Raw genomic sequence first — 14,969 nt, 5'->3', positions numbered from 1 at the left:
GGGCCTGCCCGGGCGGGCCCGGGCCCCGGCTGCCCGGCCCCGGGTCAGCCCGAGCAGGCGATCCGCTGCGCCTGCTGCCAGGCGCACACCGGGCAGAGGGTGCTGCCCGGCCGGTCGGCGGGCAGCTCGGTCGGCTCGCCGCACAGCACGCAGTCGGCGCGCGGCCCGGCCGCCTCCGGGTCGTGCCGCAGTGCCGCCTCCGCCGTGCCGTCGGGCGCGAGGTCGCAGACGGCCGCTTCCTGGTTCGTACCGGTGTCGCTCATGCCGCCTTCCTACTCCGCTCCCCCGCTCCGCGGCAACCGCCGCCCCGGGCCCGCGGGCGGAGGGGTGCGCCGCCGACGCTCTGCCGACGCCCCGCCGGCCGCCCCCGCCCGCCCGGCGGCCACCGTGGCCGGCATGCCCGCCGACCTGCACCGGCGCCTCGTCGCCGCCCGCGCCACCACCCCGTCGTACCCCGAGGCGGGCGCCACCCGGGGTGGGGCCGGCCGGCTCGCGGACGGGTACGCCCACCTGCGGCGCCGGGTCCACCCGGGGCAGGGACCGGCGGCTCTCGGACCGGTACGCCCACCTGCGGCGCCGGGTCCACCCGAGGCAGGGACCGGGGGTGCTGGAGCGGGCCGGGCGGTACGTCCTCGGTTGGGGCAGCCGGACGGGCACCGGCTTCGCGGTGTACCCGGGCGGCCACGCCCGGGAGGGTGAAACGGTTCTGCCGCGGCTGAACCTGCCGGGCAGCCACCGACCGCGACCGGTGGTCCCCCGCCGGGTGGGGTGGACGGTCGAGGAGCCGGACCGGATCGGCTTCGGGTACGGCACCCTCCCCGGGCACCCGGAGCGCGGCGAGGAGGCGTTCCGGTGTCCCTGGACGCCGACGGCGAGGTCCGGTTCGAGGTCACCGCGTTCTCCCGGCTGTCCGCCTGGCACGCCCGGGGCCGGCAGGCCGGTCGCCCTGCTCTGCCGGCACCTGGCGATCGGGCACTACCTCGCCGCGGTGGCCGTGAACGTACGCTGGTCCCGCCGGGGCCGCTGTGCCGGCCGCGCCGAGTGCCCGCTGCCTCCGCCCGCCGGGCTGCCCGCCGTCGGGTGGTGCCACGAGCGGCCCCCTTCCGTCCGCCTCCGGCCCCGCGCGTCAGCCGAGGAAGGAGAGCCGGACGGTCCGGCGCGGGTTGTCCCCGTTGGTGTCGATCAGCACCACCGACTGCCAGACGCCCAGCGCCAGTTGGCCGCCGAGCACCGGCAGGGTGGCGTGCGGGGCGACCAGGCCGGGCACCACGTGGTCCCGACCGTGGCCCGGGCTGCCGTGCCGGTGGCGCCAGCGGTCGTCGGCCGGGAGGAGGTCCCGCAGGGTGGCCAGGAAGTCGTCGTCGCTGCCGGAGCCGGTCTCCAGCACCGCGATCCCCGCGGTGGCGTGCGGGACGAACACGTTGAGCAGGCCGTCACGGCCGGTGGCCCGTTCGTCGAGGAACGCGGCGCAGCGGTCGGTGATGTCGAGCGCGACCTCGCGGTTTCCCGTGGTGATCTCGAAGGTGCAGCTCTGGAAGGTGGTGGTCGGGAAGGCGCCGACCCGGGTGGAGTGGTTGTTGTCCGCCATGGCGCCATCCTGGCCCAGGTCAGCGGATCGGGCGTACTCCCTCGCCGTCTCGCCGTGCCGGGGAGGCAGACTCGCGTAGGGTGAAAGGTTCAGACCACTCGCGCGGCCCGGCCGGGGACGCCCGCCGGGCCGTCTCCGGACACACCGAAGACCCGGCGGACCGTGAGGTCCACCGGGTCGGTTCCCGAGCGGGCGGCGGGGAGGGACCCGTACCGCGCCGACCGGATCAGGGCCTGGGACAGCAGGCCCCGGCGTCTAGCCCCGCCCGCCGAAGAGGCTCCGCCGCAGCCGACGCAGCGGCGTGAGCAGCGAGATCCTGGTGTGGCGGCGACGGGTCGTCGGGGCCTCGGCGCCGCGCGGCGTGAGCTCCCTTATCAACCCGAGCGCCTCGGCGGTGTCCACCGCCGGGAGTGCGGGCGCGCCGAGCACGGCCAGGTGTCGGTCGATCCGGCGGCCGGTCGTACCGACACCGCACTGGACCGCCGGCACGCGGGGCCGAGTCCGCACTTGCATGTGTTCCATCAGTTTTCCCACCCCTACGAGGCGCCAGGGCCGTGAGGCGAAGACTATCCGTGTCGGACGGCCTTCGCGCAACCGTCCTTGGTGTTGTGCCACCGTATCGTGCGGCGTCAACTGACGAAGCACCAGGGGCCGCCCGGTCCGGTCACGACTAGGCATCAATGATGGTGCACGACCGGCCGTACGTCACCAGGGCCGGCGGGCGCGGGCGCGGAAACGTGCGCTCGACGCGCGCCCGGCGCACCGCGAAGCGCCCCGGCGGCTCCGCGGCCCGCCCCACCCCGTCGGCGTGCGCGCGTCCGCGTTCCCGCATACCGTCCGCGTCCCCGTATAAGGGGACAGCCGCCACATCGACATAGCGATCACCCCCGTGTCCGCCGCAGCCCGGCGACGACCGGCGGGGCGCGACCGCAATCGTGACCGCCCGACTTCAGGAAGTGAACACATTCGAGGGATTGACTCCCGTCATTCCTCCAAGCAGTATCTGATGCACACGCCGGTGCCCGCACCGCACTCGTGCGCGTGTTCGAGTAGTGATGAAGAACTCCGGCTCCCGCGAGCCACTGCCCGGCCGCCTCGACGCTGCGGTGGCCAGGCTCGCGCGGTGCCCGGACCGGCGGTCGGCCGTCGAGGGTCGGCCGGACCGCCACCTGACTGCCGGTGCCGCCCCGCGAGGGGCCCGGCACCGGCGGTCCCGGGTCCGCCGGGCTCCCCCGCCGTCGGCCCCGCCCAGGGCCTCCCCCGGCCGCACCGGACGTCCGCGCAGGTCGCACCCGGTGGATCGGTACACTCGGCCAGCGTGTCCCTCCTCCTCAGCATCGTGCTCCCGGTCCACGGCGTGGAGCGGTACCTCCCCCGCTGCCTCGACTCGATCCTCGGCGACACCCCCGCCGCGGAGACCCGATTCGAGGTGATCGCGGTCGACGACCTCTCCCCCGACGGCTCCGGCGCGATCCTGGACGCCTACGCGGCCCGCGACAGTCGGCTGCGGGTGCTGCACCTCACCGAGAACCAGGGCCTCGGCGGCGCCCGCACCGCCGCCCTGCCACAGGCCCGCGGCGAGTACGTCTGGTTCGTGGACAGCGACGACTGGGTGCCCGAGGGGACGGTCGGCGCGCTGCTGGACGAGCTGGCGCGCGAGCACGACCGGGAGACCCCGGTCGACGTGCTGATCACCGACTTCACCCACGTCTACCCGGACGGCGGGACGGAGCCCAACCCCTGGCGCCACGTGCTGACCGGCTCGCCGCTGGTCGAGGGCTGCACCCTGGCCGAGCACCCGGCGCTGTTCCGGACCGTGATGTCGGTCTGGAACAAGCTGTTCCGCCGGGCCTTCCTGGACGGCCTCGGCGTCTCCTTCGGCCGCGGCTACTACGAGGACATCTCGGTCACCTACCCGGCGCTGCTGGCCGCCGAGCGGCTGCGCTACCTCGACCGCCCCTGCTACTTCTACCGGCGCGGCCGGGACGGCGCCATCACCGCCACCGCCTCCCCCAAGCACGCCGACGTGTTCGCCCAGTACGACGCGATCTTCGCCTTCCTGGACCGCCCGGACCGCCCCGGCCGACCCGTCCCGGAGTCGCTGCGCACCCTGGTCTTCGACCGGACCGTCCGCCAGGCGCTGAACGTCTACGACACCCCCGGGCTGGTCCCGACCGACCTGCGCAGGGACTTCTTCCAGCGGACCGCCCGGCACTTCGACCGCCACCGCCCGGCCGGGTACCGCTTCCCGGGCGGGATCCGCGGCGTGCAGTACCGGCTGGCCGCCCGCGGCGCCCGGATCGCCTACGCGGAGCTGCGCCGCACCGGCCGGCTGCCGCGCGAACTCAAGCGCGGGGCACGGGCGGTGGCGCCCGCGGTGAAGAAGGGGATGCGCAGCGGCGCCCGGTTCACCGCGTACAACGCGTTCCGGCGGCTGCCGCTGGACCACGACCTCGCGGTCTACGCCGCGTACTGGCACCGGGGTTACGCGTGCAGCCCGGCGGCGATCTACGAGAAGGCGAAGGAACTCGCCCCGCGGATCCGGGGGGTGTGGGTGGTGGAGAACCGCGCCCAGGCCGCCGCCATGCCGCCGGGGGTGCCGTACGTGGTCGTCAACACCCCCGGGTACCTCAAGGTGATGGCGACCGCCAAGTACTTCGTCAACAACGTCAACTTCCCCCGCACGATGACGAAGCGGCCGGGGACGGTGCACGTCCAGACCCAGCACGGCACTCCGCTCAAGGCGATGGGCATGGACCTGCGCGACCACCCGGCGGCGGCCGAGGGGATGGACTTCGACCAGCTCCAGGAGGCCGTCGACCGCTGGGACTTCCTGGTCTCCCCCAACCCGCACACCAGTGTGCACTTCGCCCGTGCCTTCCCCGGCCGGTACGAGATGCTGGACACCGGCTACCCGCGCAACGACCGCCTGGCGAACGCGACGTCGGACGAGGTCCGGGAGATGCGCGAGCGGTTCGGGCTGCGGCCGCAGACCCGGGCGGTGCTGTACGCGCCGACCCACCGCGGCAGCAAGGGCGGTTACGTGCCGCTGCTGGACGTGGCGGAGCTGGCCCGGCAGCTGGGCCCGGACTTCACCCTGCTGGTGCGCACCCACTACTTCCACACCGACGGCCCGGGCGACCTGACCGGAGCCGGGGCGGAATCGGCGCGGATCGTGGACGTCTCGGCGCACCCGACCGTCGAGGACCTCTACCTCGCCGCGGACGCGCTCGTGACGGACTACTCGTCGATGATGTTCGACTACGCCGTGCTGGACCGGCCGGTGGTGATCTTCGCCCCGGACTGGGAGGAGTACCGGCGGGAACGCGGCGTCTACTTCGACCTGTTCGCGGAGCCGCCGGGCGCGGTCACGGTGGACGCGGACGGGCTGGCGCGGGCGCTGCTGGCGGGCGATCCGGAGCCGGCGGCGCGGAAGCGCTTCCGGGCGAAGTTCTGCGTCTGGGACGACGGCGGGGCCGCGGAGCGGGTGGTGCGCCGGGTGTTCCCGGTGGAGGACCGGTAGGGCCCGCACGCGAACGGGCCCGCACGCGAACGAGCCCGCACGGACGGGCCTGCGGACAGGGCCGGTGCCGCCGGTACGGCGACCGGCCCCGTCGGCGCGGGGCCCGGCGCGGGCCCGGCGCCGGCTCAGCGAGGGCTCAGCGCTGGCGGGCGGACAGGAACTCCTCGAAGGTCAGCACACCGTCGTGGTTCGTGTCCATGCTGTGGATCAGCGCCTCGGCCATCGAGAGGGTGACGTCGTGGTCGCCCATCTCGTTGGCGGCCAGGGCGTACTCGGCCGCGGTGATCTTGCCGTCGCCGTCCTTGTCGAAACGGTCGAAAAAGGCCTTGATCGCCTCGGTGGTCTCCATCGTGCCCTCCTGGGTACTACGGGGTGTTGCTCGGTTCGGACGGCCGTACCCTACCCGGCCGTGGCGCGCGCCACGGTCGCCGGGAGTGGACGTGCGCGGGGGTGGGTGTCGTAGTCTGCGGGTCTGATTGCAGGCCCGGGCTCCTCCCGGGCGGTCGTTCGTCCAGGGAGGGAATCGTGCTCGACCTCGCCACCAAGTTGGTGCTGAAACCGGTCTCGCGGGGGATCTGGCGGCCGGTCATCGAGGGGGTCGAGAACGTGCCGCGCAAGGGCGGGGTGATCCTGGCCAGCAACCACCTGTCCTTCATCGACAGCGTGGTGATCCCGCTGACCGCCCCGCGCCGGGTCCACTTCCTCGCCAAGGCCGAGTACTTCACCGGCACCGGGCTCAAGGGCCGGCTCTCCAAGGGCTTCTTCGAGGCCATCGGCGCCGTGCCGGTCGAGCGCGGCACCTACCGCTCCGCTCAGGCCTCGCTGGAGTCGGCGCTGGAGATCCTGGAGGCCGGCAAGGCCTTCGGCATCTACCCCGAGGGCACCCGCTCCCTGGACGGTCGGCTCTACCGGGGCAAGACGGGTGTCGCGTGGCTCGCGCTGACGGCGGGCGTCCCGGTGGTGCCGGTGGCGCTGGAGGGCCCGGAGCAGATCCTGCCGGTGGGCAAGCGGGTGCCGCGGCTGAAGAAGGTGACGGTCCGCTTCGGCGAGCCGCTGCACTTCGACGAGCTGCACGGGCAGGCCCGCTCGCTGAAGGCCCGCCGCCAGGTGACGGACGAGGTGATGGCGGCCATCCAGCGGCTCTCCGGCCAGGAGGTCGCGGAGAGCTACAACGAGGTCCCGAAGGCGGCCTGACCGCCGGACCCCGTCCGGGGCCCGCGGCCGGACACCGGTCCGGCGCCGCGCCCGGCCGTCCCCTCAGACCCGCCCGACCGCGGCCCGCTCCGGCTGCCACGGCACGGCCTCCGGCGCCTCCCGGCGCAGCAGCGCCGCGTACCGGCCGTCCAGCGCCACCAGCTCCTCGTGGGTGCCGAGTTCGACCACCTCGCCGTGGTCCAGGACGGCTATCTGGTCGGCGCCGCGGACGGTGGAGAGCCGGTGCGCGATGGTGATGGTGGTACGGCCGGCGGCCAGGGTGTCCACGGCCTGCTGGACGGCGCGTTCGGTGCGGTTGTCCAGCGCGCTGGTGGCCTCGTCGAGGATGAGCACCGGCGGGTTGCGCAGGATCGTCCGGGCGAGCGCGAGCCGCTGCTTCTCGCCGCCGGAGAAGCGGTAGCCGCGCTCGCCGACCAGGGTGTCGTAGCCGTCCGGCAGGGCCGTGATGGTCTCGTGGACCTGCGCGGCCCGGGCGGCCTCGACCAGTTCCTCGTCGCTCGCGCCGGGCTTGGCGAAGCGCAGGTTCTCGGCGACCGAGGCGTGGAAGAGGTAGGTCTCCTGGGAGACCACGCCGACCGCGCGGGCGAGGGTCTCGAAGGACAGCTCCCGCACGTCCACGCCGTCCAGGGTGACCCGCCCGCCGGTGACGTCGTACAGCCGCGGGACGAGGTAGCTGAGGGTGGTCTTGCCCGAGCCGGTCTCGCCGACCACGGCCAGTGAGGTCCCGGCCGGGACCGTCAGCTCGACGCCCGCCAGGGTCGGGCGCTCCTGCGCCGGGTCGTAGCGGAAGTCGACGCCCTCGAAGCGGACCTCGCCGCGGACGTCGGCCAGGGTGACCGGATCGGCCGGCTCGTCGATCTCGACCGGCAGGTCCAGGTACTCGAAGATGCGCTGGAAGAGCGCGAGCGAGGTCTGCACGTCCACGCCGGTGGAGAGCAGGCTGACGGTCGGGCGGAAGAGGCCCTGCTGGAGGGTGACGAAGGCGACCAGGGTGCCGACCGAGACGATCGGCGCACCGGCGGCGGAGGTCAGCCCGGCCGCCCAGTAGATCAGCGCGGGCATCGCGGCCATCACGATCTGGATGGTGTTCATCCGCCAGCGCCCGGCCATGCTGGCACGCACCTCCAGCTCGGCGAGCTGGTCGGACTGCCCGGTGAACTCGCGGGCGAGCGAGCCGGAGCGGCCCATCGTGCGGCCGAGCAGGATGCCGCTGACCGAGAGCGACTCCTGGACCGCCGAGCTCATCGCGGCGAGCTGCTTCTGCCGCTCGGTGGTGATCTTCTTGCGCTCCTGGCCGACCCGGCGGCTGATCCAGACGAACAGCGGGAGCAGCAGCAGCGAGACGACGGTCAGCCGCCAGTCGAGGGCGACCATGGCGACGACGGACGCGACCACCGCGGTCAGGTTGGAGACCAGGCTGGTCGCGGTGGACGTCACCGTGGACTGCATGCCGCCGATGTCGTTGGCGATCCGGGACTGCACCTCGCCGGTGCGGGTGCGGGTGAAGAAGGCCAGCGACTGCCGCTGGAGGTGGCCGTAGACGGCGGTGCGCAGGTCGTGCATGACGCGCTGGCCGACCGTGGTGGAGATCAGCGTCTGGAGGACGTTGAAGATGCTGTTCACCACGGCGGTGAGGATCATGCCGAGCGCGAGCAGGCTGAGCAGCCCGGTGCGGCCCTGCGGGATGGCCGTGTCCAGGACGGCCTTGAGCAGGAACGGCGAGACGACCGACACCACGGCGGACGCGGCGACCAGCAGCCCGACGGCGGCCAGGCGGCCCCGGTACGGGCGGAAGAGGGCGAGGATGCGGCGCCACTCGGCGGCCGGTCGGGGGTCTCCGGCGGCGCGCTCGGGCGGGGTCCAGTCGATGGCGGTGGGCCTCAAGGACGGGCCTCCCTGGGTGGGGCGGTCGGGCGGACGGTCGGGCGGACGGTCGGGCGGGTGCCAGCATAGCGAGGACAGCTCATAGTTAGACAAGCTAATAGTGAGGGTAGCTCTATTCCTTGGCCCCTCCCGGTCGGTCTGCCGGTCGGCCGGTCGGACGGACGGACGGGAGACCGGTACCCCCGCCGTCCCGACCGCCCCTCCCCCGGTCAGTCGGTCCGGTAGGTGCGCGCGGCCTTCGAGGAGAGCCCGCCGAGCTTGCCCGAGGGCAGCACCCGGGCGATGGCCACCGCCGCCTTGTACCGCTTGCCCGGCACGGACACCGACCGGCCGCGTGCCAGGTCGCGCATCGCCTCGTCCACCACCCGCTCGGCGGAGAGCCAGGACCAGGACGGGATGTTGCCCGTACCCATGCCGGCCCGCTGGTGGAACTCGGTCCGGGTGAAGCCCGGGCACAGCGCCATCATCCGCACGCCCGTGCCCCCGAGGTCGCGCAGCACGCCCTGGGTGAAGCTGACCACCCAGGCCTTGCTCGCGCCGTACGTGCCGCGCGGCAGGAAGGCCGCCACCGAGGCGACGTTGACGATCGCGCCGCGGCCCCGCTCCCGCATCCCGGGCAGGGCGGCCGTGGTCAGCCGCAGGATCGCCTCGATGTGCACCTTCAGCATGGCCAGCTCGTCCTGGAGCGGGACGGTCCCGAAGGCTCCCTTGTTGCCGAAGCCGGCGTTGTTGACCAGGAGGTCCACCGGGCGGGAGGCGTCGGCGAGCCGGGCCTCCACGGCGCCGATGCCCTCGTCGGTCGCGAGGTCGGCGGTCAGCACCTCCGCCTCGGTGCCGTACCTGCCGTGCAGGTCGGCGGCTGCGCGCTCCAGGCGCTCGGTGTCCCGGGCCACCAGGACGAGCCGGTAGCCGCTGCGGGCGAGCCGGCGGGCGAAGGCGGCTCCGATGCCGGCGGTCGCGCCGGTGATCAAGGCTGTGGTCATGCCCCGACCGTACCGACTCCCCGCACCCGCGCCCACACCGAGCGCACTGCCCCGGCTCAGCGGGCTCCGGATGCACGTGCCGGGAGGTGCTCGTAGTGTCGAACAGGGGCATCGTCCGACCGGGCGGTGAAATCCTGACGAGGAGGCACTCCTGATGCTTACTCAGTTCCGGACCGAAACGGCCACGACGTCACACAGCGCGACGCTCGAGGCCGAGACACTCGCGAGCCTGATGGTGGAGGACGAGGCCGTCGTGTCCGACGCGCCCACGTACCTGCCCGAGGCCGCCGGCGCGGTGCTGCTCGCCGCCCTGCTGCTCCTCTCCCCGAAGGGACCGAAGGAGAAGCCGACCCGGTAGGCCGGCCTCTTCCCCGCCGGGCCTCGGGCCCGTGACCAATCCTCCCGAAGGGGGACCCGATCACCATGCCAACCGCCGAGACCCCTCTCCGTGACGAGTTCGCCGCGGCGGTCGAGCGGGTGGCGGACCGGACCCTCGCCGTCCTGCGGGACGGCGAGGGCACGGCCGCACTCGCGGACCCCGACACCCTGGTGCCCCGCCCGCTGCTGGCCGCGGTACGGGTGCTCGGCGCGGACCTGTTCGCGCCGCAACTGCTCACCGGCGCGGAACCCGACGACACCACCGCCGCCCTGCTGGCCGAGGCGCGCGTGGCCTTCCCCGCACCGGCCCCCGCCTCCGAGGAGGCCGCCCTGGTGATCGGATGGCAGGACTGGGCGGCCGGCCGCCTGCTCGCCCGCACACCGTACGGGGCGGAGGAGCCGGCGCCGTACGCGGCGCCGTCCGGCCCCGAGACGGTCGGCTGGCAGGCCTGGTCGAAGCGGATGGCCCAGCTGTCCTCGCTGGCGCTGCCGACGCTGGACGGCCCGGTGCACGACGCCGTCCGCTCGAACACCCTGGACCTCGCCCGCGGCACCGTCCGCAGCATGCTCCGCCGCGACCCCACCACCGCCGTCCGGCTCGCCCGCTGGCTCGCCTGGGCGCAGGCCGAGGGCCGGCCGCTCCGGCTGGAGCTCGAACCCGTGCTGGACCGGATCCGCTTCGCCGGCGACGGGACGGCCCGCTCCGGCCTCGAACTCACCATCGCGCAGTACCTGTTGAACGGGGCGACGAGATGACCGACACCGGGATCCTCACCACCGCCCAGCAGCTCGGCTCGCGCTCGCTGGCGTGGCTGCACGACGGCTACCAGCGCGGCTACAGCCGCCTGGAGGAGAGCACCATCGTCGACCTGGCCGACCCCGAGGACGTCTACAAGCCGCTCTGCGAGGCCGCCCTGGCCTCCTCGCTGGTGCTGCGCGACGGCGTCACCGGCCCGCACGACGCCCGCCTCGCCCGGGAGCTGCTCGAAGCCGCCTGGGCCCAGCTGGGCGAGGGCGACCTGCTGCTCGAACGACAGCTGCGGCACGTCACCCTCGTCGACCCGCTGGAGACGTACGGCCACTTCGCCCGGTCCGGCTACCGCCACGCCGCCATGGAGGAGCTGCTCACCTCGATCGGCCGGCTCCGGGCCGTGCACGCCGTCGAGATCCAGGGCAGCCGCCACCTCGCCCTTGCCAACGCCCGGCGGATCGCGGGCCTCGAACCCCAGCCCGACTGGCCCCGACTGGCCCGGAACACCTGGCTCGGCGCCCTCCCCGAACCGTGGACCATCGCCTGGGTGATCGCCTACCAGGTCACCCACACCGTCTTCCACCTCACCGACTGGGGCGCCCGGCCCGAGTGCCTGCCCGAGCCGATGCGCGACTACCTGCGCGACTGGCTGCCGGTCTGGCTCGACATCTGGCTGGAGATCGAGCAGTGGGACCTCGCCGGCGAGCTGCTCATCGTGGACTCCTGCATCGGCGAACCGGTCACCGGCCGGGCCGGCTGGGAGGCGCTGACCGCGGCCCAGCAGCCGGACGGGATGATCAAGTGCGAGGGCTCCGCCCCCGACAACGAGGACCCCGAGGAGGACTTCCGCCAGCACTGCCACACCGCGGTGGTCGGGGTCGTGGCGGCCACCGTCACCCTCTCCCGGGCCCTCGGCGGGACACCGGTGGCGGCCCCTTGAGGCGGCTCGACGCGGGCGGCTCGGGCACGCGCCCGGCCGGAGCGGATGCGCGTGGCTCCGGCCTGCGGGGGCCGGACGCGCGCGACGCGGGCCCGGCTGACTCGGAGCCGCGCGGCTCGGGCCCTCGCGGCTCGGACGCGCACGACTCGGGCCCTGAGGGTTCGGGCCCGCGCCGTTGCGGCAGGCGTGACCTGGATGCCGCGGTCACGGCGGTGGTGCGGGCCGCCCAGCCCTACGCCACCGCCGTGACGGTCGCCCTGGCCCACGGCGACGAGGCCGACGTGCGCTGCTTCGGGCGGACCGGACGGGCCCCGGCCGCTGCGCCCTGCACCCCCGAGACGGTCTTCGAGCTCGGCTCCGTCAGCAAGACGTTCACCGCGCTGCTGCTCGCCGAGATGGCCACACGCGGTGAACTCGCCCTGGACGACCCGCTCGACGCCCGACTGCCGCGGGACTGGCGGGCGGCGAAGGTGCGGTCGGCCGAGCCGATCCGGCTGCTGCACCTGGCCACCCACACCTCGGGCCTGCCCGGGCTCCCCCCGGGACTGCTCGCCAAGGCCGTCCCGGCCTGGTTCAGCAACCCGTACGCGACCTACGACGACCAGCAGTTGAGGGAGGCACTGGCCCGAACCACGGTGCGGAGCGAGCCCGGTAGCCGGTACGGGTACTCCAACTACGGGGTGGGGCTGCTCGGGCGGCTGCTCGCCGAGGCGGGCGGCCTGCCGTACGGGGACCTGCTCACCGAACGGGTCTGCGGGCCGTTGGGCCTGCGCTCCACGACCTGCGCCCCGGACCCGCCGGGCCGGGCGACGGGGTACCGGCGCGGACGGGCGCTGCCGCCCTGGCAGATCCCCGGGCTGCCGGGGGCCGGGGCGGTCCGCGCCGACGGGGCCGACCTGCTGCGCTACCTCCGGGCGCACCTGGACGGCGGGCCTGCGGCCGACCCGGGCGGCCCGCTCCCGGCCGCACTGCGGGACGTCCAACGGCTGCGCCTGCGGCTGCCGCACTCGACCGACCGGATCGGCCTGGCGTGGCTGCACCGCCGCTCGGGCGACCGGGACCTCTACTTCCACAGCGGCGGCACCCGGGGGTTCACCGCCTTCGTGGGGTTCTCCCGGGAGGGTCCGGCGGCCGTCGCGGCGGTGGCCAACACCGCCCCGGCGCTGGACGGCCGGTTCGTCCAGGCCGGGTACGAGGCGCTACGGGTGGCCAGCCGTACGGCCTGAGGACGCCGGACGGAGCCCGGACGGGGACGGCACGACGGGCCCGGGCGAACCCCGGACGGCCACGGCAGATTCAGACGGCGACGGCAGGTTCAGACGGCGACAGCCTTGGCCCGGTCCGCGGCGATGTGCACGGCGAGGCCCGCGAGGACGGTGCCCATCACGTAGCGCTGGACCCGCAGCCAGCCGGGCCGGCGGTTGAGGAAGGCCGCGATGCTCCCCGCGCTCACCGCGATCAGGCCGTTGACGCTGACCGCGATCGCGATCTGGACCAGGCCCAGCAGCAGGCTCTGCAGGGCGACGTGACCGCGCTCCGGAGCCACGAACTGCGGCAGCAGCGAGATGTACATGATGGCGATCTTGGGGTTGAGCAAGCAGGTCAGGAAACCCATCGCGAACAGTCGGCGCGGCGGATCCGGCGGCAGTTGCTGCGGGGCGAAGACCGCCGTGCCTCCCGGCTTGACCGCCTTCCAGGCCAGCCACAGCAGGTAGCCGGCACCGGCCAGCTTGATCACGGTGTAGAGGGCGGGCACCACCGAGAACACCGCGGCCACCCCCGCCGTCACCGCGACCAGGTAGACCAGGAAGGCGGCCGCGACCCCGGTCAGCGAGACCAGCCCGGCACGGCGGCCCTGCGCGATCGAGCGCGAGACCAGGTAGATCATGTTGGGCCCGGGCGACAGCACCATGCCCAGGGCCACGGCGGCGATCCCGAGCACCGCCCCGCCGTTCACGGCGGATGTCAACGCGTCCATGAGAGGAGGCTAGGACGGGGCGCCGGGTCGGTGCAATGATGACTTTGCCCTCGGTGCAATGTGCGCCAGGGCCGGGCCGAACCCGTCCCGGCCGTACCCGTTCGGGCCGTACCCGTTCGGGCCATGGACCTCCGGGCCGTCCGGGGGCGGGCAGCGACGAGGGACCCCCGGGAGGGCTGACCACCGATGGACGACTACCGCCTGATCGCCGACCGGATCGCCGCCGAGATCGCGGCGGGGCGGCTGCGGCCCGGCCAGCAGCTGCCCACCCAGCGCGCGTTCGCCCGCAGCCGGGGGATCGCCGGCTCCACGGCCGGACGCGTCTACCGCGAACTGGCCCGACGGGGCCTGACCGTCGGCGAGGTCGGCCGCGGGACCTTCGTCCGGGCCGGGAGCACGCCGGACGGCGCCCGGGTGGCGCTCGCGGAACCCGCCAACGCACCTGTGGACCTGGAACTCAACTACCCCTCCGTGCCCGGGCAGCCCGAACTGCTGGCGGGGGCACTGGCGCCGCTGCTGCGGCCCGACGCGCTGGGCGAGGCACTACGGCCGGTCGGCGCCGCCGGGACGGGCGCGGCACGGCGGGCGTTCGCGGGGCTGGTGTCGGACGGCACCCGGGCGGCCGGTTCGGGGGAGACGGGTGCCTGGCAGACCGGCTCCCGGGAGGCGGGTGCCGGGGAGACCGGCTCCGGCGAGGCTGGTGCCTCGAAGACCGGCTCCGGGGAAGCGGGTGCCTGGGAGGTGGACGCGGAGGCCCTGTTGTTCGCCGGCAACGGGCGGCAGGCCATCGCCGGAGCGCTGTCCGCGCTGGTGCCGCCCGGGCAGCGGCTGGGCGTCGAGGAGCTGACCTACCCGGTGGTCAAGGCGGTGGCCGAGCGGCTGGGCATCGTGCTGGTGCCGCTGGCCGTGGACGGCGACGGACTGCTGCCGGACGCCGTGGCGGCCGCCCACCGGACGGCGCCACTGCGGGCGGTGTACGTCCAACCGCGGTTGCAGAACCCACTCGGCACGAGCCTGCCGCGGGAGCGGGCGACGGCGCTGGTGGCGGTGGTGCGGCGGCTCGACCTGCCGGTGGTCGAGGACGCGATCTGGTCCTTCCTACGGCCCGGGTCGGCGCCGCTGGCGGCACTCGCGCCGGAGCGCACCGTGCTCGTGGACAGCCTCTCCAAGCGACTCGCGCCTGGGCTGACCACCGGGTTCGCGGTCGTCCCGGCGGCGCTGCGGGCCCGGGTGGCGGGGGCCCTGCGCTCGGGCGGGTGGACGCCGGGCGGCTTCGCGCTGGAGGCGGCGGTGCGCTGGATCGGGGACGGCACGCTGGCCACGGTCCAGGCGACGAAGCGGGCCGACGCGACGGCCCGGCAGCTGCTCGCGCGCGAGGTACTGGCGGGGCAGCGGCTGCGGTCCGACCCCTGCTCGTACTACCTGTGGTGGGAGCTGCCGCCCGGCCTGCGGGCGGAGGCCTTCGTCGCGGAGGCGGCGCGCGCCGGGATCGCCGTCACTCCGGCGACGGCCTTCGCCGTCGATCCCCGGCGCTCACCGGCGGCCGTCCGGGTCGGACTCGCCTCGCCGCCGCTGCCGGTACTGGCGCGGGCGCTGGAGACGCTCGCGGGGCTCGCGGGGCGGGGCGGGGCGGCGACGAACAGCTGACAGATGACAGATGACAGATTTCGAAATCTGTCATCTGTCGACCGTCATCTGTCAGCCGTCGGCCGTCGGTTGTTACCTGGCG

At 74.5% G+C, this 14,969-nt stretch carries 14 protein-coding genes and 1 pseudogene; 8 read left to right on the top strand and 7 right to left on the bottom strand.

The genetic code is table 11. From position 1 onward, the window contains the following. Nucleotides 1-44 precede the first annotated feature (44 nt). On the bottom strand, nucleotides 45-263 hold the full coding sequence (locus ACH5AR_RS01560; RefSeq protein WP_396299323.1) for a hypothetical protein: 219 nt from the start codon (nucleotides 261-263) through the stop codon (nucleotides 45-47). On the opposite strand from ACH5AR_RS01560, the pseudogene ACH5AR_RS01555 reads away from it, so the two are divergent. After that, a pseudogene (locus tag ACH5AR_RS01555) lies at nucleotides 191-859 on the top strand (DUF1990 family protein); the annotation flags it as partial. The gene ACH5AR_RS01560 and the pseudogene ACH5AR_RS01555 sit on opposite strands and share 73 nt — an antisense overlap. Nucleotides 860-1,126: 267 nt before the next feature. On the opposite strand, the gene ACH5AR_RS01550 reads toward ACH5AR_RS01555, so the two are convergent. Then, nucleotides 1,127-1,588 (bottom strand): YjbQ family protein, encoded by a 462-nt coding sequence (locus ACH5AR_RS01550; protein WP_396299322.1) that lies wholly within the window; start codon nucleotides 1,586-1,588, stop codon nucleotides 1,127-1,129. A 255-nt stretch (nucleotides 1,589-1,843) separates the two neighbouring features. Beyond that, nucleotides 1,844-2,110, bottom strand: coding sequence for a hypothetical protein (locus ACH5AR_RS01545; protein ID WP_188298127.1), 267 nt, complete (start codon nucleotides 2,108-2,110; stop codon nucleotides 1,844-1,846). Between the two features lie 796 nt (nucleotides 2,111-2,906). Between ACH5AR_RS01545 and ACH5AR_RS01540 the strand changes: the two genes are divergently transcribed. Next, nucleotides 2,907-5,111: a CDP-glycerol glycerophosphotransferase family protein gene (locus ACH5AR_RS01540; protein WP_396299321.1), complete on the top strand. Its 2,205-nt coding sequence runs from the start codon at nucleotides 2,907-2,909 to the stop codon at nucleotides 5,109-5,111. Between the two features lie 136 nt (nucleotides 5,112-5,247). On the opposite strand, the gene ACH5AR_RS01535 is transcribed toward ACH5AR_RS01540, so the two are convergent. After that, nucleotides 5,248-5,460, bottom strand: coding sequence for an EF-hand domain-containing protein (locus ACH5AR_RS01535; protein ID WP_396299320.1), 213 nt, complete (start codon nucleotides 5,458-5,460; stop codon nucleotides 5,248-5,250). Between the two features lie 176 nt (nucleotides 5,461-5,636). Here ACH5AR_RS01535 and ACH5AR_RS01530 point away from each other — a divergent pair, with 176 nt between their 5' ends. Further along, nucleotides 5,637-6,305: a lysophospholipid acyltransferase family protein gene (locus tag ACH5AR_RS01530; protein ID WP_396299319.1), complete on the top strand. Its 669-nt coding sequence runs from the start codon at nucleotides 5,637-5,639 to the stop codon at nucleotides 6,303-6,305. Nucleotides 6,306-6,368: 63 nt separating this feature from the next. Here the strand turns inward: ACH5AR_RS01530 and ACH5AR_RS01525 are convergent, their stop codons facing one another. Together ACH5AR_RS01525 and ACH5AR_RS01520 are read right to left on the bottom strand one after the other, a co-directional pair. Beyond that, nucleotides 6,369-8,210, bottom strand: coding sequence for an ABC transporter ATP-binding protein (locus tag ACH5AR_RS01525; protein WP_396299318.1), 1,842 nt, complete (start codon nucleotides 8,208-8,210; stop codon nucleotides 6,369-6,371). Nucleotides 8,211-8,419: 209 nt separating this feature from the next. Further along, the gene (locus tag ACH5AR_RS01520; protein WP_396299317.1) at nucleotides 8,420-9,193 is read right to left on the bottom strand and encodes an SDR family NAD(P)-dependent oxidoreductase; all 774 of its coding nucleotides are present in this window, start codon (nucleotides 9,191-9,193) and stop codon (nucleotides 8,420-8,422) included. A gap of 232 nt (nucleotides 9,194-9,425) precedes the next feature. Here ACH5AR_RS01520 and ACH5AR_RS01515 point away from each other — a divergent pair, with 232 nt between their 5' ends. From ACH5AR_RS01515 to ACH5AR_RS01500, 4 genes are all read left to right on the top strand, one after another. Then, nucleotides 9,426-9,551, top strand: coding sequence for a hypothetical protein (locus ACH5AR_RS01515; RefSeq protein WP_355252924.1), 126 nt, complete (start codon nucleotides 9,426-9,428; stop codon nucleotides 9,549-9,551). A 65-nt stretch (nucleotides 9,552-9,616) separates the two neighbouring features. Next, nucleotides 9,617-10,327 carry a hypothetical protein gene (locus tag ACH5AR_RS01510; RefSeq protein ID WP_396299316.1) on the top strand — a complete coding sequence of 237 codons (711 nt, stop codon included), beginning with the start codon at nucleotides 9,617-9,619 and terminating at the stop codon, nucleotides 10,325-10,327. Next, a complete protein-coding gene (locus ACH5AR_RS01505) occupies nucleotides 10,324-11,262 on the top strand; it encodes a DUF6895 family protein (RefSeq protein WP_396299315.1) in 939 nt (312 codons plus the stop codon). Before ACH5AR_RS01510 ends, ACH5AR_RS01505 begins: the two co-directional genes overlap by 4 nt. A gap of 212 nt (nucleotides 11,263-11,474) precedes the next feature. Next, nucleotides 11,475-12,488 carry a serine hydrolase domain-containing protein gene (locus ACH5AR_RS01500; protein WP_396299314.1) on the top strand — a complete coding sequence of 338 codons (1,014 nt, stop codon included), beginning with the start codon at nucleotides 11,475-11,477 and terminating at the stop codon, nucleotides 12,486-12,488. 89 nt (nucleotides 12,489-12,577) lie between these two features. On the opposite strand, the gene ACH5AR_RS01495 is transcribed toward ACH5AR_RS01500, so the two are convergent. Further along, the gene (locus ACH5AR_RS01495) at nucleotides 12,578-13,240 is read right to left on the bottom strand and encodes a LysE family translocator (RefSeq protein ID WP_396299313.1); all 663 of its coding nucleotides are present in this window, start codon (nucleotides 13,238-13,240) and stop codon (nucleotides 12,578-12,580) included. 186 nt (nucleotides 13,241-13,426) lie between these two features. Here ACH5AR_RS01495 and ACH5AR_RS01490 point away from each other — a divergent pair, with 186 nt between their 5' ends. Continuing rightward, nucleotides 13,427-14,887 carry a PLP-dependent aminotransferase family protein gene (locus tag ACH5AR_RS01490; protein WP_396299312.1) on the top strand — a complete coding sequence of 487 codons (1,461 nt, stop codon included), beginning with the start codon at nucleotides 13,427-13,429 and terminating at the stop codon, nucleotides 14,885-14,887. Nucleotides 14,888-14,969: the final 82 nt, after the last annotated feature.

The sequence above is a fragment of the Kitasatospora sp. NPDC018619 genome (genome assembly GCF_044391605.1).
Taxonomy (GTDB): Bacteria; Actinomycetota; Actinomycetes; order Streptomycetales; family Streptomycetaceae; genus Kitasatospora.
Note: the sequence above shows the minus strand (reverse complement) of the source record. Positions and strands in the feature narration are given on the sequence as shown.

Coding starts and splice junctions, on each gene's coding strand:
- ACH5AR_RS01560 (WP_396299323.1), bottom strand. CDS start 263: ATGAGCGACACCGGTACGAACCAGGAAGCGGCCGTCTGCGACCTCGCG.
- ACH5AR_RS01550 (WP_396299322.1), bottom strand. CDS start 1,588: ATGGCGGACAACAACCACTCCACCCGGGTCGGCGCCTTCCCGACCACC.
- ACH5AR_RS01545 (WP_188298127.1), bottom strand. CDS start 2,110: ATGGAACACATGCAAGTGCGGACTCGGCCCCGCGTGCCGGCGGTCCAG.
- ACH5AR_RS01535 (WP_396299320.1), bottom strand. CDS start 5,460: ATGGAGACCACCGAGGCGATCAAGGCCTTTTTCGACCGTTTCGACAAG.
- ACH5AR_RS01520 (WP_396299317.1), bottom strand. CDS start 9,193: ATGACCACAGCCTTGATCACCGGCGCGACCGCCGGCATCGGAGCCGCC.
- ACH5AR_RS01515 (WP_355252924.1), top strand. CDS start 9,426: ATGGTGGAGGACGAGGCCGTCGTGTCCGACGCGCCCACGTACCTGCCC.
- ACH5AR_RS01510 (WP_396299316.1), top strand. CDS start 9,617: ATGCCAACCGCCGAGACCCCTCTCCGTGACGAGTTCGCCGCGGCGGTC.
- ACH5AR_RS01505 (WP_396299315.1), top strand. CDS start 10,324: ATGACCGACACCGGGATCCTCACCACCGCCCAGCAGCTCGGCTCGCGC.
- ACH5AR_RS01495 (WP_396299313.1), bottom strand. CDS start 13,240: ATGGACGCGTTGACATCCGCCGTGAACGGCGGGGCGGTGCTCGGGATC.
- ACH5AR_RS01490 (WP_396299312.1), top strand. CDS start 13,427: ATGGACGACTACCGCCTGATCGCCGACCGGATCGCCGCCGAGATCGCG.